The organism is Pseudomonas sp. CBS (assembly GCF_024734645.1).
GTDB lineage: Bacteria > Pseudomonadota > Gammaproteobacteria > Pseudomonadales > Pseudomonadaceae > Aquipseudomonas.
The window spans coordinates 5,487,493-5,510,225 of the sequence record NZ_CP102929.1; the positions used below are offsets into that span (position 1 = coordinate 5,487,493).

General features: G+C 57.8%; 17 protein-coding genes. 12 read left to right on the top strand and 5 right to left on the bottom strand.

Annotation, left to right across the window (positions count from 1 at the left end):
- Positions 1–55: 55 nt before the first annotated feature.
- Together NVB75_RS33490 and NVB75_RS25035 are read right to left on the bottom strand one after the other, a co-directional pair.
- Positions 56–334 (bottom strand): DUF6137 domain-containing protein, encoded by a 279-nt coding sequence (locus NVB75_RS33490; protein WP_375378885.1) that lies wholly within the window; start codon positions 332–334, stop codon positions 56–58.
- On the bottom strand, positions 331–1,884 hold the full coding sequence (locus NVB75_RS25035; protein ID WP_309149022.1) for a GMC family oxidoreductase: 1,554 nt from the start codon (positions 1,882–1,884) through the stop codon (positions 331–333). The genes NVB75_RS33490 and NVB75_RS25035 overlap by 4 nt, the downstream gene beginning before the upstream one ends.
- 599 nt (positions 1,885–2,483) lie before the next feature.
- On the opposite strand from NVB75_RS25035, the gene NVB75_RS25040 reads away from it, so the two are divergent.
- From NVB75_RS25040 to NVB75_RS25070, 7 genes are all read left to right on the top strand, one after another.
- Positions 2,484–3,629 (top strand): 2-deoxy-scyllo-inosose synthase, encoded by a 1,146-nt coding sequence (locus tag NVB75_RS25040; protein ID WP_258343796.1) that lies wholly within the window; start codon positions 2,484–2,486, stop codon positions 3,627–3,629.
- A gap of 94 nt (positions 3,630–3,723) precedes the next feature.
- The gene (locus tag NVB75_RS25045; RefSeq protein ID WP_258343797.1) at positions 3,724–5,574 is read left to right on the top strand and encodes a hypothetical protein; all 1,851 of its coding nucleotides are present in this window, start codon (positions 3,724–3,726) and stop codon (positions 5,572–5,574) included.
- A gap of 1 nt (position 5,575) precedes the next feature.
- Positions 5,576–6,823, top strand: a complete 1,248-nt coding sequence (locus NVB75_RS25050) for an aminotransferase class III-fold pyridoxal phosphate-dependent enzyme (RefSeq protein ID WP_258343798.1) — start codon at positions 5,576–5,578, stop codon at positions 6,821–6,823.
- Positions 6,820–7,551 carry a PIG-L deacetylase family protein gene (locus NVB75_RS25055; protein ID WP_258343799.1) on the top strand — a complete coding sequence of 244 codons (732 nt, stop codon included), beginning with the start codon at positions 6,820–6,822 and terminating at the stop codon, positions 7,549–7,551. The genes NVB75_RS25050 and NVB75_RS25055 overlap by 4 nt, the downstream gene beginning before the upstream one ends.
- A gap of 95 nt (positions 7,552–7,646) precedes the next feature.
- Entirely contained in the window at positions 7,647–8,921 is a 1,275-nt protein-coding gene (locus NVB75_RS25060; RefSeq protein ID WP_258343800.1) for a DegT/DnrJ/EryC1/StrS family aminotransferase, read from the top strand.
- 100 nt (positions 8,922–9,021) lie between these two features.
- Positions 9,022–10,854, top strand: coding sequence for an ABC transporter ATP-binding protein (locus NVB75_RS25065; protein WP_258343801.1), 1,833 nt, complete (start codon positions 9,022–9,024; stop codon positions 10,852–10,854).
- 116 nt (positions 10,855–10,970) lie between these two features.
- The gene (locus NVB75_RS25070; protein WP_258343802.1) at positions 10,971–14,681 is read left to right on the top strand and encodes a hypothetical protein; all 3,711 of its coding nucleotides are present in this window, start codon (positions 10,971–10,973) and stop codon (positions 14,679–14,681) included.
- A 191-nt stretch (positions 14,682–14,872) separates the two neighbouring features.
- Here NVB75_RS25070 and fecA read toward each other — a convergent pair whose 3' ends face one another.
- From fecA to NVB75_RS25085, 3 genes are all read right to left on the bottom strand, one after another.
- The gene (gene fecA, locus NVB75_RS25075) at positions 14,873–17,218 is read right to left on the bottom strand and encodes a TonB-dependent Fe(3+) dicitrate receptor FecA (protein ID WP_258343803.1); all 2,346 of its coding nucleotides are present in this window, start codon (positions 17,216–17,218) and stop codon (positions 14,873–14,875) included.
- 90 nt (positions 17,219–17,308) lie between these two features.
- Positions 17,309–18,250 carry a FecR domain-containing protein gene (locus NVB75_RS25080; protein WP_258343804.1) on the bottom strand — a complete coding sequence of 314 codons (942 nt, stop codon included), beginning with the start codon at positions 18,248–18,250 and terminating at the stop codon, positions 17,309–17,311.
- On the bottom strand, positions 18,247–18,735 hold the full coding sequence (locus tag NVB75_RS25085; protein ID WP_134325775.1) for a sigma-70 family RNA polymerase sigma factor: 489 nt from the start codon (positions 18,733–18,735) through the stop codon (positions 18,247–18,249). Before NVB75_RS25085 ends, NVB75_RS25080 begins: the two co-directional genes overlap by 4 nt.
- Positions 18,736–18,894: 159 nt before the next feature.
- On the opposite strand from NVB75_RS25085, the gene NVB75_RS25090 reads away from it, so the two are divergent.
- Genes NVB75_RS25090 through NVB75_RS25110 form a run of 5 tightly spaced genes read left to right on the top strand, consistent with a single transcriptional unit; the run spans position 18,895 to position 22,653 of the window.
- Positions 18,895–19,197, top strand: coding sequence for a DUF3649 domain-containing protein (locus NVB75_RS25090; RefSeq protein WP_076017620.1), 303 nt, complete (start codon positions 18,895–18,897; stop codon positions 19,195–19,197).
- On the top strand, positions 19,194–20,768 hold the full coding sequence (locus NVB75_RS25095; RefSeq protein WP_258343806.1) for a PepSY domain-containing protein: 1,575 nt from the start codon (positions 19,194–19,196) through the stop codon (positions 20,766–20,768). The genes NVB75_RS25090 and NVB75_RS25095 overlap by 4 nt, the downstream gene beginning before the upstream one ends.
- Positions 20,769–21,095, top strand: a complete 327-nt coding sequence (locus NVB75_RS25100) for a DUF3325 domain-containing protein (RefSeq protein WP_258343807.1) — start codon at positions 20,769–20,771, stop codon at positions 21,093–21,095.
- A gap of 8 nt (positions 21,096–21,103) precedes the next feature.
- Complete coding sequence (locus NVB75_RS25105; RefSeq protein WP_375378886.1) at positions 21,104–21,667, top strand: RNA polymerase sigma factor; 564 nt, start codon at positions 21,104–21,106, stop codon at positions 21,665–21,667.
- Positions 21,664–22,653, top strand: coding sequence for a FecR family protein (locus NVB75_RS25110; protein ID WP_258343809.1), 990 nt, complete (start codon positions 21,664–21,666; stop codon positions 22,651–22,653). Before NVB75_RS25105 ends, NVB75_RS25110 begins: the two co-directional genes overlap by 4 nt.
- The last annotated feature ends 80 nt before the right edge of the window (positions 22,654–22,733 follow it).

The following is a 22,733-nucleotide window of genomic DNA, read 5'->3' on the forward strand; positions in this document are numbered from 1 at the left end:
GGCGGGCGAGGTCGATCCGCGCGCCAGGACTCAGGATGGTTGGATCGCGTATCGTTCAGGGGACGATGCTGTCTGCGAGCTTGGCGTGAAGCGCATGCGTCAACGCTTCGATAGAGAATCCTCGCTCAATCGAGGTCAACATTCCGATCTGGATGTCGAGCGTTGCTTCCAGCCGAGTGAAGACCTGCTCCCAGTCGCGCGTATTCAATTCAACCTTGTCGAGGGCTGTAACCTTTTTAACTGGCGCGCCGGTAACGTTGCAGATCGTATGAATGACGAGTTGACGAATGAAATGGGGAGTCATGAGTTTAGCCATATTGTGATTGACCTTCATTTGGCAAAATGCTGAGGCGCCAGCGAGGCGCTCGCATGACCCGTTGCATTGCGGGCGATCAGGCGAGAAATTCTCAAAGCATTGGCCTGGATCGTCAGAGTGGGATTCACGCCCCCGGGATAGGGCATGTAGCTACCGTCCGCAACGTAGACATTCTCCAGCGAATGAAGCTTGCCATCGCGATCCACTACGGATGTTCGCGCATCTTCCCCTGCTCGGCAGGTACCGTGAAGGTGCGTGCTGCCCAGAGCGAAGTTCGAGGCTTCACATTGAATGTTCCGCGCGCCAGCGGCCTTGAGCCAGTCTGCTGATCGCTCCACCATGTAAGCCAGACGTGTGAGATCCTTTGGATGTGTGGTGTAGTCGATCATCAGCCGTGGAAAGCCCCATGAGTCCGTACTATTAGAGAGTCGGATCCTATTCCCGAGAGACGGATGGTCGGCAAGAATCGTTTCCAGGCGCAACACCAAACCATCGCCCTGTAGAAGGCTCCAGTCGTCGTGTTTTGCTTCGTAGATCAGTCCCCCGACTCCTGTCGGACAGCGCTCGTCCAGATAATGCTCAAGTGTGCAAACCGCCGAAAACGGGCCCCGATAACCTATTGGGTGAACATCGATTAGTTGCCGGTTTGTAGGCACTATGCCTTGTGAATACTCGCTGAGTTTCATGCAGAGCCCCCGACCGACCATATCGTGCTCGTTGCCAAGCCCCCTTGGCGCATAACGTGTAATCGAGCGCAGCAGTAGCGCTGCTGTTTGAATTGCGTTGCAGGCGAGTACAAAACGGTGTCCACGGACTGAACGAACCTGTCCAGTTCCGGTGTCCATGCAACGCACCGAGTTGACGTTAGTACCCTGTTCCTGCGTCAGTGCCATGGCTTTTACGCCGGTCAACAGCAGCAGGTTTGGCCTATTGGCCAAGGGGCCTAGCAGTGTGCTCACCACATCGCGCTTGGCACCGCGCGTGCACTGTGCCGAGATACATAACGAGCAGTGGTCGCACCGGCTGCGATCGATCGCTAGGGGCGTCGGGCGGGGGGATAGGCCGAGACGGAGTGCGCCCTCCCAAAGATGTTCAGCAGGCAGGCTTAAAGTATTTGGAGGCTGCCTTCGTCCGCATTCGAACCCAGCGTAGTCGATGGAAAAAGTCGACTCTATTTCTGTGTAAAAAGGAGCGAGGTCACAAGCGTCAATGGGCCATTTCACTGGTAAGCCCTCAACACGAATGCGTTCGCTGGGATCAAAATCGAATTCGGTATACCGAAACGACGCTCCGCCGTAGAAGAGCGTGCCACCACCAAGATTGCGCGTGCTCCATGGCCATCCCTGCCGGTTCCATCCATGCTCGCAATTACCAGCCAATGCGCGCTCGGCCTGCGCGTCAACCTCCGTATTATTTGCGCTGGCTTTGAGTCTCGCACCCTCCTCCAGCAAGAGGGTACGAAGTCCAGATCGAACGAACGTGTCTGCAGCAAACCGCGCCTGCGGCCCCACTACCAATGACGATGACGTCGAAAGGATCATCGTACAGGAGGGCTGATTGCAACCCATGCGTATGGGATGGGCCAAGTGGGCTGCCCTCTGCGTACTGCTCTAATGAAGAAGTCATTGTTATAAAACGTCCTCTATTAACGCTTGCGTTGAGGCGTGCGATGAAAGAGTGCTTAGCATCTTTCCGGCTCTATCGACTGAGTTTGTTCGCAATTTGTTTCGGTGATTCATGACGAATTTCTAGCACTTCACTACGTGTGATTGATGGGCGGCTATCCTATGATAGATCGCGTCATGTCATATACATTAGCTAGCCTGAGTGAGAAGTCCAATAGAAAACTATTGGTTTTGGCGTGTATTAATATTTTATGGGAAAGTTATGTGGTATCCGTCCTAGGACTTTGTAAGTGTCTTCCTGTAAGGTTATTTTTGATGTGTGAGGTGTGCCTGGTTGTTGACGGAGCGTTGGTCGTGAGTGTATCCATATTTAAAGCGTTATTTGGGTTGTGTGATGTTATGTGACGTGTTCCTCTGGTTCAGATATTTATGAAGAAAGAGGGTCGTAGTCGGTGCCCCTTTGAAAATTGGGTGTCTCGGTAGAGATAAACGCAACGTTGCTAATAGCGTGCTGACACGAATGGCCTTAATGGAGAGGGGTTATGCGTAACGTGCAACTGCAATTTGAAAATGAGTGCTATCCGGCATGGATTGGCGTTTGCTGCCTGGATGAAATCATATCCAGTCTGCATGAACTCGGCGCGTCGAGTTATCACGTGATTACCGATAGAACAGTCAGCCAGTTGCACGCGGGCTCATTGTACGAGCAGCTTTCTGCTCACGCAGCTGTCAGTCTCTGGGTCGTTGATAGCGGCGAATCAAGCAAGTCCTTGAGAGTCGTAGAGCATCTTGCCAGCAAAATGGTACAGGCTGGCATTGACCGGAGCGGCGTCATTGTCGCTGTGGGGGGTGGGGTGGTCGGAAATCTGGCGGGATTGATTGCGGCGCTATTATTTCGCGGCATTCGCTTCGTACATGTACCGACCACATTAATTGCGGCGGCGGATTCTGTCGCTTCGCTCAAGCAGGCAGTGAATGTTTCATTGGGTAAAAATCTGCTTGGATGCTTTCATACGCCTACAGCGACTCTGATTGACCTAAATTTTCTGCAGACACTACCGGCCGCGCAAATCCGATCGGGGATGTATGAAATCATCAAAAATGCTTTGACCGTGGCAACTGAAACTATTCCGCTGCTCGAACATATATTGAATAGGGGCGCTAATTATTCCAATGCGGAATTTATGGCTGTGGTTGAGGCGGGTTTGCTCGCGAAGCAAAAGCTGATGAAGGCTGATAAATGCGAGAGGAAAGAAGCTCTTGTGTTCGAGTATGGTCACACAGTCGGCCACGCAATTGAGCTTGCGGCGCAGGGTCGAATACCACATGGAGAAGCTGTTGGTCTTGGAATGATAGTGGCTGCTGAAGTTTCCCTTCGTTTAGGACGTCTGAGTGAGGCGGATCGAAGTGTTCATCATCAATTACTCGAGCTAAATGGACTTGCAGTTATGTTGCCTGCTGGGGTTACTGTCGCCGCGGTGATGGCACTGCTGCGCACGGACAACAAACGAGGGTATGTATGCACTCGCCCTGACCAAGTTGTAATGATCCTTCTTGACAGCATAGGAGTTCCGGCGGGACCGATTGGCAAACCCTTGATACTGGTCGATTCCTCGCTCATTCAGTCTTGCATTGAGGATTGCTTAACGGGGGTGAGGAATATCTTCGTTGAGGAGCGTCACCAGTGACGAGAGCATGTTCCATGCACGGGTTATTGGCAGGCCCACCGATTTCTATTCCCATCAGTATTTCGCGCCGACGCGTCCGCAGGTTGCGTTAACTATGAACGAATTTCTTGTCGACCCGTATGCCTCACCAACCGATGCTGAACTAATACGCATCGATATAGTGCAAGTACTGGATCGCCTATGTAATGCGGCTACATCAACCACTCTGGACCGGTACCTGGTGGCTTGCGCCAGCGTGCAATTCTGGGCCGACCTGCTGAATGTCGGAAAACTTCACGGTGTGCTTGGCGATACCACGACAGCGCAACTCGAAGAGCAACTTCGTGGCGCTGAGTGCAAAGCTGATTACGCCGCGCAGGCGATGCTGGGGCGGATATCGGATGCGCCCGAAGAAATCGAACGCCTCACATCTGTGAGTGTCGCACTCCCTGCAATCACATCGCTCGATTTGCTGGGCAAAGTGCTTCATCTACCGACGCCGGAGTGTTGCGGCTATGACCTCGCAGAGCTCGGGTTAATTATCGGTGACGTTGACCGCTTGATCGCGCAGGTGGGCCTTGATCGAGCATTCCTGATTGTCGGTGTACGCACCGGTGGAGCCTATCTTGCACCGATCTGGAAGGCCGTATTGACCGGATTGGGCGTCGCTGATGTGCATTGGTGTACGGTGCGACCGCAGAAAGAATGTGCCGTGGTTGATGGCTTGGAAGTCGCTCAGACTTGGCTGAAGCGCCGATTTTCTCCCGTGATCGTAGTCGTGGACGATCAGCCAGATACCGGGCATACCATGGAGAGTGTAGCTGCGCCGTTGCGCGGGCCCGATGTCGATTTATGGTTGTCGAGCCTCGGAAAGCTTTGGCAGCGGCATGCGGCGCACCCTGCGCAGGCACAGCCAGTGGTGTCTGTGATGCGCGGCGCGCGCGTCCCCCGGCTTTGGGAATGCCTGCTACCCGATGAACATCCTGATTTCATCGCACGGCTGCGGGACACTGCGGGTATACCGCCGCTCCCTGTCCACGCGAAATTGCGCGTGCGGTGCCCGCAAGGAGAGGTGCGTTACGGATACAGTCGCGCCTGGCTTCCTTGGAACGACTCACGGGTTCTGAACGGGCATAGGCGCTTGGTGAATCCGCGCAAGACACCGATAGAAGTCCTCGGGCCTGATGGTGATGTCTTGTTGCACCTGCGTTTCATCGGTGAGGCCGTGTTCGGTCGTGCAGAGTTCGAGCGCATGCAAAAGATGGGAGCCATGGATGCAGCGTGGCTAGTAGACGGTTATGCCATCACGATCGACATCGGGGCCACGTGTTCATTTCAGGAGCAGTTTCGTAGCGCAAGTCAGCTGAAACGATCCGACTTACTGCTTCAAGCGGTGAACTGTCTGACTGTCCCAGCACTGCAAGCCACTGCCTGTACATATCGAAGTCCCGTGCTCATGGCGCTTGAGCCGCGCTGGTCGGCCATGGCAAATACCATGCGAGAGCGCTGTGGCAGCGATCCTCTGCATGAGATATCTGTGCCACTGAGCGCCTTTCTTCTGGCGCCGGCCCCCTGGCCGGGGCGGGTGGGAAAGACGTTCCGTTCGTCTCTGCGTTACGGGATTGGAAGTTGGCATTGGCAGCTTGACCAACACGGAAGGCTCCATCGTTTTCAGCAGGAAGCGAACTGGGGTGACGTTAGCTTCTTAGAGCTGGAGGTAGCAGCTTTCATTCTCGAAAATCGCTTACCGATCGAAGCAGCTGGGCAGCTCGCATCATTGTGCGGTCTCCCCTGGTCGAGCGTCCGGGAGAGCTTATCGTTAGCAGCGTTGATGATCGGCGAGTCCAGGATTCGCAGCGTGCGAATACCCAGCGAACGTGGACGCATCACCCTCTGCGAAGATCTCCATCAATTGATCTGCACGACTTCCGAGTTGGCGGAGATCAAAACATCTTCATGGAAATAACATGGACAGACCTCACCACATCATTACCAACATCTACACCGCACAGCCTCGGTTGCGCGCCGTTAGTTCCATGGGCGCCATGGTGACGCTTTCGGACGGTAAGCAATATATCGATCTAATGAATGGTAAAGGCAGCGTTACGCTTGGACATCACCATCCCACAGTGAACTCCGCGATTATTCGTCATTTAGACAGCGCCGGAGCATCAGCGACGTGTTGGAGTGACCTGCATGAGACGCTCACAAACCGAATCATCGATGACGTGGGAATGAGCGAAGCACGACTTGCCTTCTTCAGTACCGGGACTGAAGCGTGCCGGGCCGCTGTTCAGGTCGCGCGGCAATTCACCGGCCGATACGTAATAGCGAGTGCGGGTTATCACGGATGGGGCGATTACTGGGCCCGCAGTGATTACTTGCTGGAGGCCAATTCGAACGGAGTCATTGACTTCTACTTTGTGCCGGAACTGCTGGAGCGGATACTTGAACGCCATCGCGGACAAACGGCCCTGGTGATCTTGTCACCCGACTACGTCCACTTGCAGCCGGATACACTTCGTCGGCTAACGCAGATCGCTCGACGTGAGGGGATACTGCTGTGCTGCGATGACGTGAAGCAAGGTTATCGCTCGGAGCGAGCCTCTAAATTTCCAGGGATAACCGGGTTCCATGCAGATCTATACATCTTCGCCAAAGGATTGGCGAATGGCTACCGACTGTCATGCTTGGTGGGCCGATCCGACGTAATGGCTGCGGCGAAGGAATTTACCTACACCGCCTATTTCGACACGATCCCGATCGTAGCGGCGTTGGCCACACTGGACTATATGGACAGCCACGACGGTTACCAGCGACTGGTCCGATGTGGAGCTACGCTCGCTGCGCAAATGCGTAATATCGTGCGCCGCAGTGAACTGCCAGTTGAGATATACGGCGCTGGTCCTCTCCTCCAAATCGTGGGTGCCACCGAGGCACTGGAACAGACTCTGTACATGAATTGCGCCATCGCGGGTCTACTTCTATACGAAGGGGACAACCAAGCCGTATCGCTTGCAACCGGCGATGTACTTGACGAATTACTCGAACGTTTCGAGAAAGGACTTACTGCAACTTCGCAACAGGTTGGGAAACACAATTGCGCGTCGATCACTCCACAGCGGCGCTTTGAGGCAGCCTTTCGCATGATCGACGGAGCCAGCGATGTCGTTCCTGTTGAGGAAGCAATTCGCTGGATCAAGGAGGAGCAATGAGCTTGTTATCCCTTGAGTCGATGATGGGCAAGCGCATCTTGCTTCTATCACCCCACGCCGACGATGTTGCTTACTCCATTGGAGGTATCGTTGCACGGCTTTCCATGCGAGCGAATCTGCGTCTCATGACAATCTTTGGCTACAGCGGATGGGCACTGCCGCAGGCATCGTGCGAGAACACCCCAGATGCAGTATCGGCAGAGCGCGAGCGGGAGGACCGTGCGTATTGCGCGCGACGACGAATCGCTTACGACCTCCTGTCGTATCCAGACAGCTTTGTGATGGGGTATGACACCGCGGCGGAACTTAGCATCGCCGCCAATGAGGATTCCAGGACTGACCAGGTAGTGAACTTGATCCGTAACGCAGTTGCGCGTTGGGAACCTCAGGTCGTGATTGCTCCGTGCGGTATTGGCGGGCATGTCGATCATCAGATCGTGCGAGTTGCCGCAGATGCGCTGCATCACATCGAAGTCCTTTACTACGAAGACGTTCCCTACAGTTCGAGTTTCCCGCTACTTGAACTCGAAAGACAGCTTACCGTTCAAGGTCTGGTACCCGCGATGACAGCCGATATCGACGTTGTGGTGCAGCGCAAATGCGAGGACATGTGGGGCTATCGATCTCAGACCAGTGCTTCCACCGTCTCTGAGATGCTGCTACATGCCGGCCGTGTCAGCACAGCCACCGAACAATATGCGGAGCGCCTATGGCGCCGCTTGAATTGAGTCCGCACCTGTAAAAATTGATCTGGAAAAACCGCTGGCCCGACTTCATGGGTGTCATGGAACGGCCAAATTTACCCTGATTGACGGAGGCATCCATGTTGGAAAAGCTGGCAATTTATGGCGGGACTACGGTCCACGATGGAAATTGGCCCAATTGGCCTCAGAGCAATGAGAAGATCAGACGGAATATCAATGCCGTACTAGATAGCCACCGATGGTCCATCAGTGGTCAATACCGGGGGGAACGGTCTTGGGAAGAGCGTTTCGCAGAGGCGTTCGCTGTTTACACGGGCGCAGGGTATTGCGTGCCGTCTGCGACAGGCACGGCCAGTTTGAGCATGGCCTTGGAAGCGTGCGATGTCGGGGCCTACGACGAGGTCATCGTGCCAGGCGTGAGCTGGGTTGCATCAGCGTCTGCGGTGCTCGGGGTTAATGCTATTCCCGTCCTGACCGACGTAGAGCCAGAGACAGGCTGCCTTGATCCAGAAGCGGTTGAGCGCGCAATCACATCGCGTACACGAGCTATCACGGTGGTTCATTTGGGGTCGGCGGTCGCTAACCTGGATCGCTTGTTGGCGATCGCCCAGGCGCACTCTATTCCCTTGATAGAAGATTGTGCCCAGGCACATGGCGCTCGGTACGCGGGGTGCCATGTTGGTTGCTTCGGCGCAGCAGGCACCTTTTCTATGCAGCACAGCAAGCTACTGACGAGCGGCGAGGGTGGAGCTGTAATTACGAACAACGAAGCGCTCGCTCGCCGCGTAGCGCATCTGCGTGCTGACGGTCGAACGCTCTCTGAGCAGCCGCCTGAAATAGACGAGATGGCACTGATTGAGACCTCGGAAATAATGGGTAGCAACCATTGTCTTTCGGAGTTTCATGCTGCGATTTTGATGGCGCAGTTGGAGGTCTTGGAAGAGCAACTGGCGCATAGGCGGCGTAATGCCGCTGTTCTTGATAGTTTTCTGATTGCTCTTGGTTTCCTGCCTCAAGCTACCGCTGCTCTTACAACGGAGCGGGCGCACTATACCTACGTGGTGCGGCTGCCACAGACGATTGTTGAGACGCAGGGTGCTGAACGGTTCGCTGCGGCGTTGTCTGCGGAAATCCGGTTGCCTTGCAAGACAATGTATAGCGCCCTGAACAACAGTTGTCTATACAACCCATCATCACGAAGCCGGTTCGAACTCAGTAAGGCATTCACCCATGCAGTCGATCCGTCCCGCTATCAATTGCCTGTCGCGCAAGCGTTTTCCAGGTCCTGCATCGCGCTGCCGCATCGCATGCTGTTGGCCGATGTGAGTGTCATGGAGCATGTAGCCGCCGCTTTCGAAAAGGTAGCCAAGTTGATTAACAATCGGCGTGTTTAAGGGGAAATGCCTACGGTGCTTTATCGTATTGTCTTGGCATGGTTTGGCATTGCGTTGAATTCCCTAAGACGTGTGGCATCAATCGCGGGGAGGCTATATTTTGCTCGGATTTTTTGAAAAGCTGCTCCACCCGTTCCCTTCCAACGATCCATTACCCGTGCCTGGGAGCTTCATCGCCTTTCTTTGGGCGTGTACTCAGGACGTACGCGGCAAGATCGCAGCCATGGCGATACTCACGACGATAATGTCGGCCTTGGAAGTAATGCTGATTGCCATGTTTGGACGCATAGTCGACTGGCTCAGCGACCAGGAGCCGTCGCGTCTCTGGGCCGAAAGGGGTGAGACGTTGCTATGGTTGGTCGCCGTGATGGTGACCAGCATAGCCGTTGTTGCGCTGCAAACGATCGTCAAGCATCAAACCCTCACCGTGAACTTGCCCATGCGGCTGCGGTGGAATTTCCACAGGCTGATGCTGGGGCAGAGTTTGGCTTTCTATCAGGATGAGTTCGCGGGTCGTATCACGGCCAAGGTGATGCAAACCTCGGTTGCAGTGCGTGAAACTATTTTCGTACTGGCCGACGTCATGGTCACTATGGGCGTATACGTAACAACAATGGTCATCCTGGCTGGCGTGCTCGACGCGCAATTGATATGGCCCTTTGTGAGTTGGCTCATTCTCTACGTCGCGGCGCTGTTCTATTTCGTACCTCGTCTTGGTGCGTTCGGCAAGGCGCTGGCCGACGCGCGTGCACTGTTGACGGGACGGTTGACCGACGCATACACCAACATCGCCACTGTCAAACTGTTCTCACATACGCAGCGCGAGGCAGGGGTCGCGCGCCAAGCTATGCACGAATTCAGGCGTACAGGCTATGGCGAGATGCGGCTAGTGAGCTCCTTTGAAATCGTCAACCATCTACTGAGTATCGGGCTCACGATTGGCACGACGGGTACTGCGTTGTGGTTGTGGTCTCAAGGTGCGGTAGGTGTCGGCGCCGTTGCAGCATGCACGGCTATGGCGTTGAGGCTGCAGGGTATGTCGCAATGGCTTATGTGGGAGGTGGCCAGCCTATTTGAGAATGTCGGCATCGTTCAGGATGGTATGAAGACGCTGTCGACTCCACCTTCTATTATCGAGGCGCCTGACGCCGTCGAGTTAGCAGTAACGCGTGGCGAGGTACGCTTCGAACGAGTGAGCTTCCGCTACGCTGAAACCGGTCGCCGTGTTATCAACGATCTGGACCTCACGATCAGGCCTGGTGAAAAGGTTGGGCTCGTCGGGCGTTCGGGGGCTGGCAAGTCGACGCTGTTGAACTTACTCCTGCGTTTCCATGATCTGGAGTCCGGTCGTATTCTGATCGATGGGCAGAACATTGCAGGTGCTACGCAGGATTCGTTGCGCAGCCAAATCGGTATGGTCACGCAAGACATCTCGCTGCTGCATCGATCAGTAGCTGACAATATTTCCTACGGGAAACCTGATGCGACGCCAGCCCAGATCGAGGCGGCGGCCCGGCGTGCAGAGGCACACACTTTTATCCAAAGCCTTGGGGGTGCGGGCAAGGGCAATGGTTACGAGGCGCGTGTGGGCGAGCGTGGCGTCAAGCTGTCGGGAGGACAGCGTCAGCGTATCGCCATTGCTCGTGTGATGCTGAAGGACGCACCGATCCTGCTGCTCGACGAGGCGACGAGTGCACTTGATTCCGAAGTTGAAGCCGCCATTCAGCAAAGTCTTTATCGACTAATGGAAGGCAAGACCGTGATCGCAATCGCGCACAGACTGTCCACCATCGCGGCGATGGACCGTTTGATCGTGCTTGACGAAGGGAAAGTTATCGAACAGGGCGACCATTCGGCGCTGCTCGTCCTAGGAGGTCTTTATGCGAGGTTGTGGGCTTACCAGAGCGGCGGATTCCTTGGCGACTCAGAATGAAGATTTACGGCCCATTGAAGGTGCGCCGGTACGGAACTTGTAGTCAGGTTGGCGTCTCACGCGCTGACTCATCTCCGTGCTGCACCACTTCAGTCTCAGATCTTGAGTGTTAAACCATGAATACAGACGAAGAACAGCTCTACGGACCTAAGGTGGATCGACTACTGCACATTCGGAACATTGAGTCCCTGGGAAGTCTTGTGTTGCCCATCTTTCCGATAGCCCCGTTGCCGACCGTAGTGCCGGGAAACCTGGAACAGTCGGATGATGCGGTATCGATTTACGCCGCGGCGCTGGAGGCAGCTTTTCCTCAGCTGATGCGAAACGTGCAGGACGTTTGTGGCCCCGCGCCATGGATCGTGCGTAGTGCGGGGAACGAGGATCTGGCGGATCAGATCAATGCCGGCGGCTATGAGAGCCTGATATGTGCCGAACCAAGGGAGTTGCTGCAGTGCATCGCCGCAGTGGCCATGAGTGGTTCGACCGAGCATGCGCGACGCCAGCTCGCACTCTCGGGGCGTGACGATCATGTCGAGGCAATTTCATGTTTTGTGCAGCCATTGTTGAAGATTGGTGTCTCCCATGATGTTGATCACAATCATTCGCCGTATCTGGAAACCACGGTCCTTGATCACATGGAGGCGGTATGTGAAGAGCTGATGCAGACGTTTGACTTTGTGGCGATTGATTGCGAATGGGGCCTTGAGACGACACTTGGTTTCGTGTCCGTGACCACCGTGATGCCGAGAAACGCACAGCTGATGAATGTCGCGCATACGATAGGTTTCGGTTTCGCCAGCGCTCAGAATACCGGTTCGCTAGCGACGGCCTTGGCTCTGCGCCCGGCTGGCTCTGACGTCAGGTTATGGCGCGGGCGCTATCTGCGCGAGACCACGGTGCGACGACTGCACTTGTTACAGGCGCGGCCAGCGTATCTTGATGACGCGTTTCGAGATCGTTATGTGTTGACCAATGAATGCCGTGAAGCGTTGATCGGCCACTACGATGTCGTGCAAGCAAGCCTGTTAATGCTTGGCGCACAATCCTCGGGTCGCGCACTGGTGGCATTGAATCTTATGAGCGCCTGGCGTCTGTATCTTGCGTTGAGCGCAGGGGAGCAGGCCGAGGTGGCGGTGGTGATGGTGGACGAAGGCAGTGCGCAGGAGCACGCCGGTATCATGTTTCGCCAGCAGAGAATTACCTGCGTCAGGATGGATACTCGACGCATGCCCGCCGGAGCAGACTGCGTTGTCTTTGATCGCGGCGCCTGCATTCTTGGCGACTCTGCGATGCTGCGAGCAGTTCAGACTGAATTTCGCCGGGAGTTGGTGTTGCCCGACGACTGCGCTTTTGTTTTTACCCGTGAGGTTCTCACACCTGGCGGTGAGCTGACGCAAGGTTGCGTAAATGTTCTTTCTCACTTGCGTCAGCTGCCGGTGGCACAAGAAGTCAAGGCGCACTTGTTGGAGCGTAGTGAGCAGCCGATGCCTGAGAGGTGGATGCAGCGTGCCGATGGCGTAGTTGAGTCACCTTCTCTGCTCGCGGCGATCTGGCGGTCCAAGAACCCTGGCTATGCCGGCGAATGCTGTGCACTCAGTGATTTTTCGAAAACTTACAAACGTGCTGTCAATGCGCTTAAGGAAGCGCCGCAGCGCGAACTGCGCACATTGTTCGCGTTGTCGCCGATGACACGAGCGTTGATCACATGGGGTGACCTTCAAATCGTCATTGCACTGCTCGACTGTGAGGCGGCGACATCCTGGGTTGTGCCGCGAACGATGCGCCGCCTGCTTGATTCAGCCGCCATGCAACTGACCAACCTTGGGCGTTACAACGCCGTGATGATTCTTGAAAGCGTGTCCTTCGTCAGGATGGAGTGCGCACGCTTGCCAATATATGTAACGGACGACGCCGTCTCGTACCTCGACGCAGTGGCGCGATTTCTTGAAGGAGGCTTGTCTGTAGAAGCGATGGTGTCCATCCGTTCTTTGGAGTTGCCGATCACCAGTGAAGCTCGGCTTATGAGGCGAGCTCTCGAAAGCCCTGCCATCTTTGAACCATTGGATGCATTCCGGCAGTCAGTCGCTTTGTTTAGAGGCATTGCGTCGGGTAGCGATGTGATGGCAATGCGTGCTCGGCAACTCAGCGATGTCTATCGGACTCTCCGGCTAGCACTGCAGGAGGCTGGCCTGGAAAATATCGCAGAGCAGATCGGAGGATCGCTCGTCGAAACTTATGACGCCTCATTGAAAGGTCTGCTCGGACGCGTGGTGGAGGAGGGTGACACTACTGGTAGTTACCACTGCTATCTCAACGTGATGCAATGCTGGATCGAACTTCTGAGTATCGGATCGTTGTCTGAGCGCGACGCTGCTGTGCTTCAGCGTTTTCAACTCTGGCTGCTTCAGTGGAGGGATGAGGCGATACCTGAGTCGTTCGAAATACAGGACCGTAACTGGCAGTTCGAATTTGACGCCATTGCGGTTTCCTGCGAGGCCGCACAGCGGTACGAGAACCCGCATGTTCTACACAATCTCCTCCACCAGTTCTCTTTAGCAGGATTGCGGCTTGGTACGCGGGAGCTACCACGACGCGTCCAAGCTATCGAGCACTTCTGCTCGACGTTCAGTAGTCGCTCGACCAAGGTTCTGCGCTTTGAGCGAGCGTTGCTCGAAATCCAGATTCCGATGGGAACGCACAAAGCGAGCTACGTGTTCACGCCGCAGCAGATTTCAGTTGAGTGGACGGAGCCGCCTGATTGTTCTGAAGGCGAAATCGCACGGATCTTGGCCTTTGAGATATTCCTCGATCAATTGCGCGCTTGGATGTTCCCAACACTGACGACCCGACGCGAGCACGTGTTAGGGACCTGGACATTGTTCATCCGCCTGAACGCGCCAGGTTCAATCACCTGGGATTACGAGCATCTCTGGCACTTTGTGGTCGCTACGCGTTTTCTATTCGACGCCTCTTACGATTTTTCGTATGTGCCCAACGAAGCTATCGACGCCTTCGTTGAAAATTTCGACGGGTTGCAATGGAAGGCGATTTTTACCACGCTAATACGTCATCGAGCGATGCTTGACGACACGTCGCAGTACGTAGCCCTGCACGCACTGCCCATGTCGTCGACGCTCGCAGCCATAGCGCAGAGCCGGGTCGTTCGTGGGCTTCTCTTACGCTGTCAGAGCAGAAGGTTCGATTATTGCTGGGGCGTGATCGACAGATACTCAAGCTGGCTGAATGTGGAGTCCCAGGACAATGGGCGGTGGTACGAACGCTATGAGTTACTGCGGCAGGCCACTCTTTTCCTGGCAGCCCAATGGCCGCACAAGGCGCTTTCAAAACTCGCCGCACGGAACGTTTTTACTGTCGGCGATGACCTGATCGCAGCTTGCCTGTTCAAGCGCTCGGACCTGGTGGATGACCTCCGGCAACTCGTGTTGGTGAAGTCGCTAACACTATCTCAAATGTCGGCCATGATCGTGCGACACGCCCCGGATATTGCTGTGGCGAGTATTGGTGCATCGCCGTTGGCTGAGCAACTGGTTGGCACCGGAGTTCGATTTCGTCGCGCGAAACATTTTTTGGTCGCGCGCTTCGGCGATAGTCTTGATCAGTACGTATTAGCGAGCCTACTGCAGGACTTGGATACGGTTCCGTGGGGATTTACAGCCGATGTAGAGCAGGCCATCACGCCGCATCTATTGAATCGCGAACCTGTCTATCGATTTGAACTGGACAAAGGTATCGATTGGACGACGCTTGATTCGTGGCGAACGCTTGTGCAGAGGCGCCCTGTCAATTTTGGGCTGGCCGAATGTTGATTCATTGCGTGGGTTCGAGAGCCTATGCTGGAATTCATACGGTCTGAACCGGGAACTTCCGGATTAACGCGTTCACTTGTCGGTGGACAGTTGGCTGTACTTGCTCCAGTACGATGTTTAGCGAGGCTGCGATGCAGGCTCTGCGGTCTGGCAGTCGCAGCCCGGTGATTCCGTCGCAGCCTCGCTGATTTTTAGAACGCGATGGACGTCTGCACATACAGCGTGCGCGGCTCGCCCACGTATTTGCCCTTGTTGTTATCGTCAAACGAGCGGGTGTAGTACTGCTTGTTGAAGATGTTTTTCACACCCACCGCCACGTTCAAATCCGACAGCTGCGGGCCAAAGTCATACGCCGCGCGGCTGCTGAACAGCATGTAGCCGGGGATGCGTCCGGTGCTGCCATCGGCGCTTTGCGCTTCAGTGTTGGCGTTGTCGGCGAACTGGCTGCTCTGGTAGCTGCTGTCCACATTCAACTTCCAGCGACCTTCGGTGTAACCCACGCCCAGGGTGCCCTTGTGCTTGGAGGAGAAGGGCACGCGGTTGCCTTTGTTCGGCCCGTCTTCGCGGATGGTGGCGTCGACGTAGGCGTAAGTGGCGTACACATCAAAACCGGCGAGCGCCGGGCTCAAGCCGTCGAGGGCATAGTTGATGCTGGACTCGATGCCCTGGTGACGGGTTTCGCCACGGGCAATCACCGTGTCGTTGGTCTGGTTGCTGTCGTACTGGTTGTCGAAGTTGATCAGGAACGCGCCAATTTCGGCCCGCAGGGTGCCATTGTCGTAACGGGTACCGAGTTCCCAGGTGCGGGCTTTTTCCGGCTTCACTTCGCCACTGGTCACGCGGTTGGGCATCTGGCTGTACTGCACGCTGCCGAACGACCCTTCGGTGTTGGCATAGAGGTTCCAGTCGTCCGTCAGGTGGTAGAGCACGTTCAACGCCGGCAGGGCGGTGTTGTAGTCACCCTTGTATTTGACGTTGCTGAGGTTGTTGGTCTGCTGGGACTCGATCATCTCGTAGCGGATGCCTGGAGTGATGGTCCATTTGCCGATATCAATCCGGTCATCGACGAATAACGCATTGGCTTCGGTGCTGCCCCGGGTGTCGCGGTCGTTGCGGCTGTCGGTGGTGGGCAGTTGCTGGTTGGCGGTAATTGGCGTGCGGTAGCGCATTTCGTGGCCGGCTTCGTTGATGTAGCGATAGCCTACGCCCACTTCGTGGCTGGTGGGGCCGAGGTCGAAGCCTTGGGCGAAACGGGTCTCCAGGCCGCGCACCCAGTACTCGCGAGGCGACAGAGAGAGGAAGTTGCCCTGGTCCAGGTAACCGCTGCGCAGCGTGGTGGTGAAGAAGCTGTTGACGGTGAATTCCCGGCGATCTTCCTGGTAGCGGTAACCGGCGTTGAACATCGTGCGGCGACCCCAGAACTGGTCGTAGGGGCGGGTGGATTGATACGGGTCGGCCTTGTAGGCCGCGGTGCTCAAACCGCCGGGCATATCGGCCTTGCCTTCGTAGTACTGCGCCATGGCGTTGAAGCTGTTGGCGTCGTCCAGCTGGTATTTGCCCTTGAGGATCAGGTCGTCGATACGGGTGTCGCTGTTTTCGCGCCAGTCACCGCCCCGGGTGCCGGAATACAGGATCGCGCCGCCAAGGCCGTTATCTGCGGTGCCGCCTGCCAGCAGGTTGCCGGTGGTCTTGAAGCCATCGTGGCTGGAGGACGGGCTGGTTTCGGTTTGCAGGCCGCCTTTCACCGTCGGCGCGTCGGGAATCGCGCGGGTGACGAAGTTGACGATACCGCCGACGTTCTGCGGGCCATAACGCACGGCGCCGCCGCCGCGTACCACGTCCACGGCATCCATGTTGCCCATGCTGATGGGCGCGAACGACAACTGCGGCTGGCCATACGGCGCGAACGGCACCGGGATGCCGTCCATCAAGACCGTGGAGCGCGAGGCCAGGCGTGGGTTGAGCCCGCGAATGCCGAAGTTCAGCGCCATGTCGTGGCTGCCGGTGCCGTTGTTTTCCGGAGCGTTGACCCCGGGAATGCGGTTGAGCACATCGCGAGCCTGGGTGGCGCCCTGGCGTTCGAATTCTTCGCGACGGATTACGTCCCGGGCGCCCGGGTGTTCGAAGACGTTGGTTTGCGCCGCGTCCCCCAGCCAGTCGCCGACCACGTTGGAAGTGCCCAATTCGAGGGTGGCCGGAGCATTCGCCGGTTGCAGGCTGAAGGCGTTGTTGCCCTCGGCGCGGGCTTGCAGGCCGGTGCCTTTAAGCAACGCATTCAAGCCTTCTTCAGCGGTGTAGTTGCCCGACAGGCCGTGGCTTTGCACGCCGGCGGTCACATCGGAGCCAAACGAAATCAGCACGCCGGCTTCACGGCCAAACTGGTTCAACGCCGCTTCAAGTGACGTAGGGGCGATGCGATAGGGTTTGGCATCGGCCGCCATCACGTAGGGCACGGCGCTGAAACTGAGGCTGGCCCCCAGCAACAAGTGGCGCAGGGTGCGGGCGAGGGGCGTCAGGCGAGTCGATTGCTGGGGCATGAAGTGCGGTCCTGAGAAGGAAGGGTCAAGGTGGCTTTCCTTCTCTGTCACGCGAGGTGCGGAAAACGGCTCACGGTTTTTGAAAATAATTCAGGCGCGGGCTTCGACGGTCACCCAATAGCGGGTAAACCGCCGAACCTTGACCGGCAGGCTGACTTGCAGCAGGTCCAGGATTCGCTCGCTGTCGTCCAGCGGGTAGCTGCCGGAAATCAGCAGGTTGGCCACTTGCGGGTCGCAGTTGAGCTGACCACGGCGATAACGGCTCAGCTCGGCGAGAAAATCTTCCAGGCGCATGTGGGCCGCCACCAGCATGCCGTCGGCCCAGGCACCGCTGCCGGCGTCGGTGGGGCGGGCGGTGTCCCAGCCTTTGCGGGTGAAATTGACCTGATGGGCTTTTTCGACGGTCAGCGGCAAACCGCTATAGGTGTTGGGCATCACGTCAACGTGCCCGTCAAACACCGCCAACTGCGTGTGATCATTGAACTGCCGTACGTTGAGCCGTGCCGCCTGGGCGCTGAGCAAGCCCTGGGCGGTGACGATCCGCAGCGGGCTGTTGCCGGTGTTGGCGGTCAGCTGGATTTCGCCTTCGAGCAGGCGGATCAAGCGTTGCTGACCCTCAAAATGCACATCCACGGCACTGCCGGTGTTGAGCTGCAGCTGGCTGCCATCTGCCAGCTGGAATTTGCGTCGCTGGCCGATGGGGCTGCGGTAGTCGGCACTCAACGGCGGCAGGATATGTTGCTGGCGCAAACCCCAGGCCGCTGCCGACCCGGCGCCGAGTATCAGCAACAACTTCAGGGCCTGGCGGCGACTGTTGGATTTCGGTGCATTCAAGGCGGCGTGGGCCAACGGTGATGGCATCCCGCGCAGCCGCTGGTTCACTCGCTGGATGTGCTCCCAGGCCCGCTGGTGTTCGCTGTGGGCGTCCAGCCAGTGTTGCCAGGCCGCCTGTTTGCGCGGGTTGAGCGGGCCCTGCTGCATTTCCATCAGCCAGTGCACCGCTTGTTCGGCGACTTGCGTTGAGAAACTCATAGGGCGAAGTAGCAGCGCATCGCCGCTTTATGCAGGTGACGCTTGACCGTGGCGATGGAGATCCCCAGTTCCGCGCCGATTTGCGCGTAGGTCAGGCCGTCGAGCTGGGCCAGCAGGAACGCACGTTTAACCAGGGGCGCCAAGCCATCCAGCAACTGGTCCAGCTCCATCAGGGTTTGCAGGATGATCGCCCGCTCTTCTTCCGACGGCGCCACGTGTTCGGGCATCTGCGCCAGGGCGTCGAGGTAGGCGCGCTCCAGGTCCTGGCGGCGGTAATGGTTGAACAGCACGCGCTTGGCGATGGTGGTAAGAAAGGCGCGGGGTTCGATCAGCGCCGGGGTTTCCCGTGCGGTGAGCACGCGAACGAAGGTGTCCTGGGCCAGGTCGGCGGCACTTTCCGGGCAGCCGAGCTTGCGACGCAACCAGCCGGTGAGCCAGTGGTGATGGTCGTGGTACAGCACTTCGACGGTGTTGGACGGCTGCAACGCGCACACTCCGCAAGCATGGGCATGCTTTAGAGAACAAGAATTGTTCGCATTGTAGGGCGCGTAGGCGGGTTCGGCAATTACCAGTGATGCGTTCTCTTTTGCTTATGAGAACCTTTATCATTAATATTGCGTGCTGACGAACCTGGCGCCCTGTGCATGAAACGCAAAACATCACTTCCCGTTTCCTACCGTCTTGCCGTGACTTCGCGGGTGCTGGCGGCTGTGGTCGGCGGTTACTTGCTGGCGTCCCTGGCCAGCGTGTGCATGACCTTGTGGCTGCCCACCAGTCGCGCCGATGCGGTGATCAGCGGCATGCTGAGTTCGTTTGTGTTCTATCTGTTGGCGGTGATCTGGTGTTTCGCCTGCCGTACCGCCTGGCGGGCCTGGTTTGGCGTGTTGTTGCCCAGCGCGATGCTGGCCACATTTGCCGGGTTGACGTACTGGATGACACGCACATGAAAGAGGGCTTCCGCCAGGCCATGGCCTGGTTGCACACCTGGGCTGGGCTGATCTTCGGCTGGCTGCTGTTTGCGATTTTCCTGACGGGCACCTTGTCCTATTTCAAGGACGAAATTACCCACTGGATGCAGCCCGAAGTGCAGGCGCATCCCGTCGACGACGCCCGTAGCCTGGCCGTCGCCCAAGCCTATTTGCAGCAACAGGCACCCAACGCCGCGCGCTGGTTTATCAACGTGCCGAGCCCCCGTGAACCCGGCCTTTCGGTGATGTGGCAAGACAAGGTTGACCCGGGCAAGCGCGGCAATTTCGTCGAGAAACTCCTCGATCCCGTCAGCGGCCAGCCGGTCCACGCCCGGGAAAGCATGGGCGGCGAATTCTTCTATCGCTTCCACTTCCAGCTGCAAATGCCCTATCCGTGGGGCCGCTGGCTGTCGACCATCGCCGCGATGGTGATGTTCGTGGCGCTGATCACCGGGATCATCACCCACAAGAAAATCTTCAAGGACTTCTTCACCTTCCGCCCGCGCAAGGGCCAGCGCTCCTGGCTTGACGGGCACAACGCCGTGGGCGTGCTGGTGTTGCCGTTCCACCTGATGATCACCTACAGCAGCCTGGTGATTTTCATGAGCATGGTGATGCCGGCGAGCATCCTCGCCTCTTACGGCAATGACACACGTGCGTTTTTCAATGATGTGTTCCCGGCCACAGACAACGCGCCAGCCCTTGGCCAACCCGGGAAGCTGTTGCCGCTGGGGCCGATGTACCAGCAGGCGCGCGAGCAGTGGTCGGGCGGGCATGTCGGACGGCTGGTGGTGAATAATCCAAGCGATGTGAACGCCTCGGTCAATGTATTCCGCGCCGGGTCGGATCGAGTGGTGCACGACTTTGGCAGCACCGTCTCATTCAACGGCACTACCGGCGAGCTGCTGCGGGTCAGCGGTGAGCAGTCGCTGCCGGCGGCAATTGGTGGCAGCTTCTACGGTTTGCACATGGGCCACTTCGCCGGCCCGGTATTGCGCTGGCTGTACTTCATCTGCGGCCTGGCGGGCACCGCAATGATCGGCACCGGCCTGGTGATGTGGCTGGGCAAGCGCCAGCTCAAGCACGCCAAAACCGGTGTGATGCCCTTTGAACTGCGGCTGGTGGAAGTGCTGAACATCGCCAGCATGTCCGGCTTGATGATCGCCATCGCCTCCTTCTTCTGGGCCAATCGCCTGTTACCGGCCAGCTTTGCCGGGCGCTCGGACTGGGAAGTCCAAGCCTTCTTTATTGCCTGGGGCTTGAGCGTTGTGCATGCGATTGTCCGCCAGGGGCGCCGCGGCTGGGTTGAGCAATTGAGCGTGGGCGCGCTGCTGTTTATTGGCGTACCGGTGCTCAATGCGCTGACCACGTCCCAGCATTTGGGAATGTCCCTGGCCAACGGCGATTGGGCCATGGCGGGCTTCGACCTGACGTGCCTGGGCAGCGGCGTGTTCCTCGCCTGGGCTGCGTGGAAAATGCAGCACCGCCGCGTCCCTCAACCCAAGGCCGAACGCGCCCGGCCGTTGACCCTCAAGGGCGAGGTGAACTGAATGCTCCTGGCGCTGCTGCTGTGTTACGCAGGGTTTACCGCGTTGTGCCTGTCCATGGACCGGCACCATGGCGAACTGCTGCGCAGTAAACCCTCACCCCGTCGGCGCCTGGGTTTGCGCGTTGGTGGCTGGCTGCTGTTGGTCGTGTCGATCTGGCCGGCGGTGCGCGCAACCGGTTGGAGCCAGGGCCTGGTGGAGTGGTGCGCGGTGCTGATGCTCAGTGGGTTGCTGCTGGTGTTGCTGCTGCCGTATCGGCCAAGGCTGGCCTTGATCCTGGCGGGCGTCGGCCTGCTGGCCAGCCCGGTTGCGGCCTTCGCAACCCTTTGAGTCCACCGTTGATGATTTCCACGCCTCCCGAACATCAAGAGCAGCACGCAGACGCGGCAGGCGGCCGTGCGCATTTCCTGCAGGTGTTCCTGTCCCAGCGCTCGCAGATGGAAGCGCTGGTCAGTCGCCGGGTAGGGTGCCGTGCGACGGCGGCGGACCTGGTGCAGGATTTGTTCCTGCGCTTCTGGCGCCGGCCACTGGTGCAGGTCGAGGAACTCAGCACCTACCTGCTGCGCTGCGCCGGCAATATCGCCATCGATCACCTGCGTAGCGAAGGCGCCCGGGTGCGCAGCAGTGAAGGCTGGCTGCCGGAACAACAGGACAACCAGGGCTCCGAGCCTCAGGCCGCGCTGGAGGCGGGCAACGATCTGCGGCATGTCGAAGCGGCCTTGCGCAGCTTGCCGGAACGTACCCGGCAGATTTTTCTGCTCAACCGCATCCATGGCCGCAAGTACGCGGAAATTGCCAAAGCCATGGGCCTGTCCCAAAGTGCCGTGGAAAAACATATGATGCGCGCCCTCGAAGCCTGCAAGGCCAGCCTTCGTGAACCATCGCCAAGGAAAGCCCCGTGAACGCCACTGCCCGCGTCACCCCGACGCCCGACCAGGAACAGGCCGCATTGGCCTGGCTGAGCTTGTTGCACGACCAGCCCAGCAGTGGCGACCAGGCCACGTTCAGCCATTGGCTGCGGGCTGACCCGGCGCATGTCGAGGCCTATGCCCAGGCCCAGGTGCTGTGGGAATTGAGTGAAGTACCGGCCAGAACGTTGGCGGATGAGGATGCCCTGGCGCTGCAGGGTTACTTGAACGCGATGAATACCTCGAAACGCTCCAGCGTGCGGCGCTGGTCTGGCGCCCTGGCCATGGCCGCCTGCCTGCTGGTGATGATCTCGATGGGCGCCGGCTGGCAGCCGTCACGCTGGGTCGATGACTTCGGCGCGGATTACGTCACCGCGCCGGGTGAGGTGAAGACCGTGACCCTGGCCGATCAAAGCCAGGTCACCCTGGACGCCGACAGTGCGATCGCAGTGGATTTCAAGCATGGCGAGCGCCATATCCAGCTACGCCGTGGCGCCGGTTTTTTCAGTGTGACCCACACTGGCGAATCCTTTGTGGTCGAGGCCGGCAGCGGCGAAGCACGGGTGCTCGGCACGCAGTTCGAGGTGCGACTGCAACCGGCAGGTGCGCAGGTGACGGTGTTGTCCGGTCGGGTTGGGGTAACGCCGTCGAAGTATGCTCAGCAACAGATTCTGGCGGCCGGCCAACAAGTGGCCTACGCCGATGGTGTCGCCGATGAGCTGCACGCAGTCGACAGCGAGTCGCGCCTGGCTTGGCGCGACGGTTGGCTCAACTACTACAAGACGCCCCTGGCCGAAGTGGTGCAAGACCTCGGCCGCTACTATCCCGGTCGTATTCTCCTGCTCAATGACGACCTTGCCGCTCGGCGTGTCAGTGGCAGTTTCCCGAGCAAGGATCCCCAGGCGGTGCTCAATGCGCTGCAGGCGGTTTTGGGGTTCGAACAACACGCTCTGCTCGGTCGAATGATCGTACTGCGCTAGATACAGAGGGCTACGCTGCAATGGCGTAGCGCTGTCATTACTTGCACCCATCTCCCTTGAATACCCCAATGCCTTGGCAC

Coding starts and splice junctions, on each gene's coding strand:
- NVB75_RS33490 (WP_375378885.1), bottom strand. CDS start 334: ATGAAGGTCAATCACAATATGGCTAAACTCATGACTCCCCATTTCATT.
- NVB75_RS25035 (WP_309149022.1), bottom strand. CDS start 1,884: ATGGGTTGCAATCAGCCCTCCTGTACGATGATCCTTTCGACGTCATCG.
- NVB75_RS25040 (WP_258343796.1), top strand. CDS start 2,484: ATGCGTAACGTGCAACTGCAATTTGAAAATGAGTGCTATCCGGCATGG.
- NVB75_RS25045 (WP_258343797.1), top strand. CDS start 3,724: ATGAACGAATTTCTTGTCGACCCGTATGCCTCACCAACCGATGCTGAA.
- NVB75_RS25050 (WP_258343798.1), top strand. CDS start 5,576: ATGGACAGACCTCACCACATCATTACCAACATCTACACCGCACAGCCT.
- NVB75_RS25055 (WP_258343799.1), top strand. CDS start 6,820: ATGAGCTTGTTATCCCTTGAGTCGATGATGGGCAAGCGCATCTTGCTT.
- NVB75_RS25060 (WP_258343800.1), top strand. CDS start 7,647: ATGTTGGAAAAGCTGGCAATTTATGGCGGGACTACGGTCCACGATGGA.
- NVB75_RS25070 (WP_258343802.1), top strand. CDS start 10,971: ATGAATACAGACGAAGAACAGCTCTACGGACCTAAGGTGGATCGACTA.
- fecA (WP_258343803.1), bottom strand. CDS start 17,218: ATGCCCCAGCAATCGACTCGCCTGACGCCCCTCGCCCGCACCCTGCGC.
- NVB75_RS25080 (WP_258343804.1), bottom strand. CDS start 18,250: ATGAGTTTCTCAACGCAAGTCGCCGAACAAGCGGTGCACTGGCTGATG.
- NVB75_RS25090 (WP_076017620.1), top strand. CDS start 18,895: ATGAAACGCAAAACATCACTTCCCGTTTCCTACCGTCTTGCCGTGACT.
- NVB75_RS25095 (WP_258343806.1), top strand. CDS start 19,194: ATGAAAGAGGGCTTCCGCCAGGCCATGGCCTGGTTGCACACCTGGGCT.
- NVB75_RS25100 (WP_258343807.1), top strand. CDS start 20,769: ATGCTCCTGGCGCTGCTGCTGTGTTACGCAGGGTTTACCGCGTTGTGC.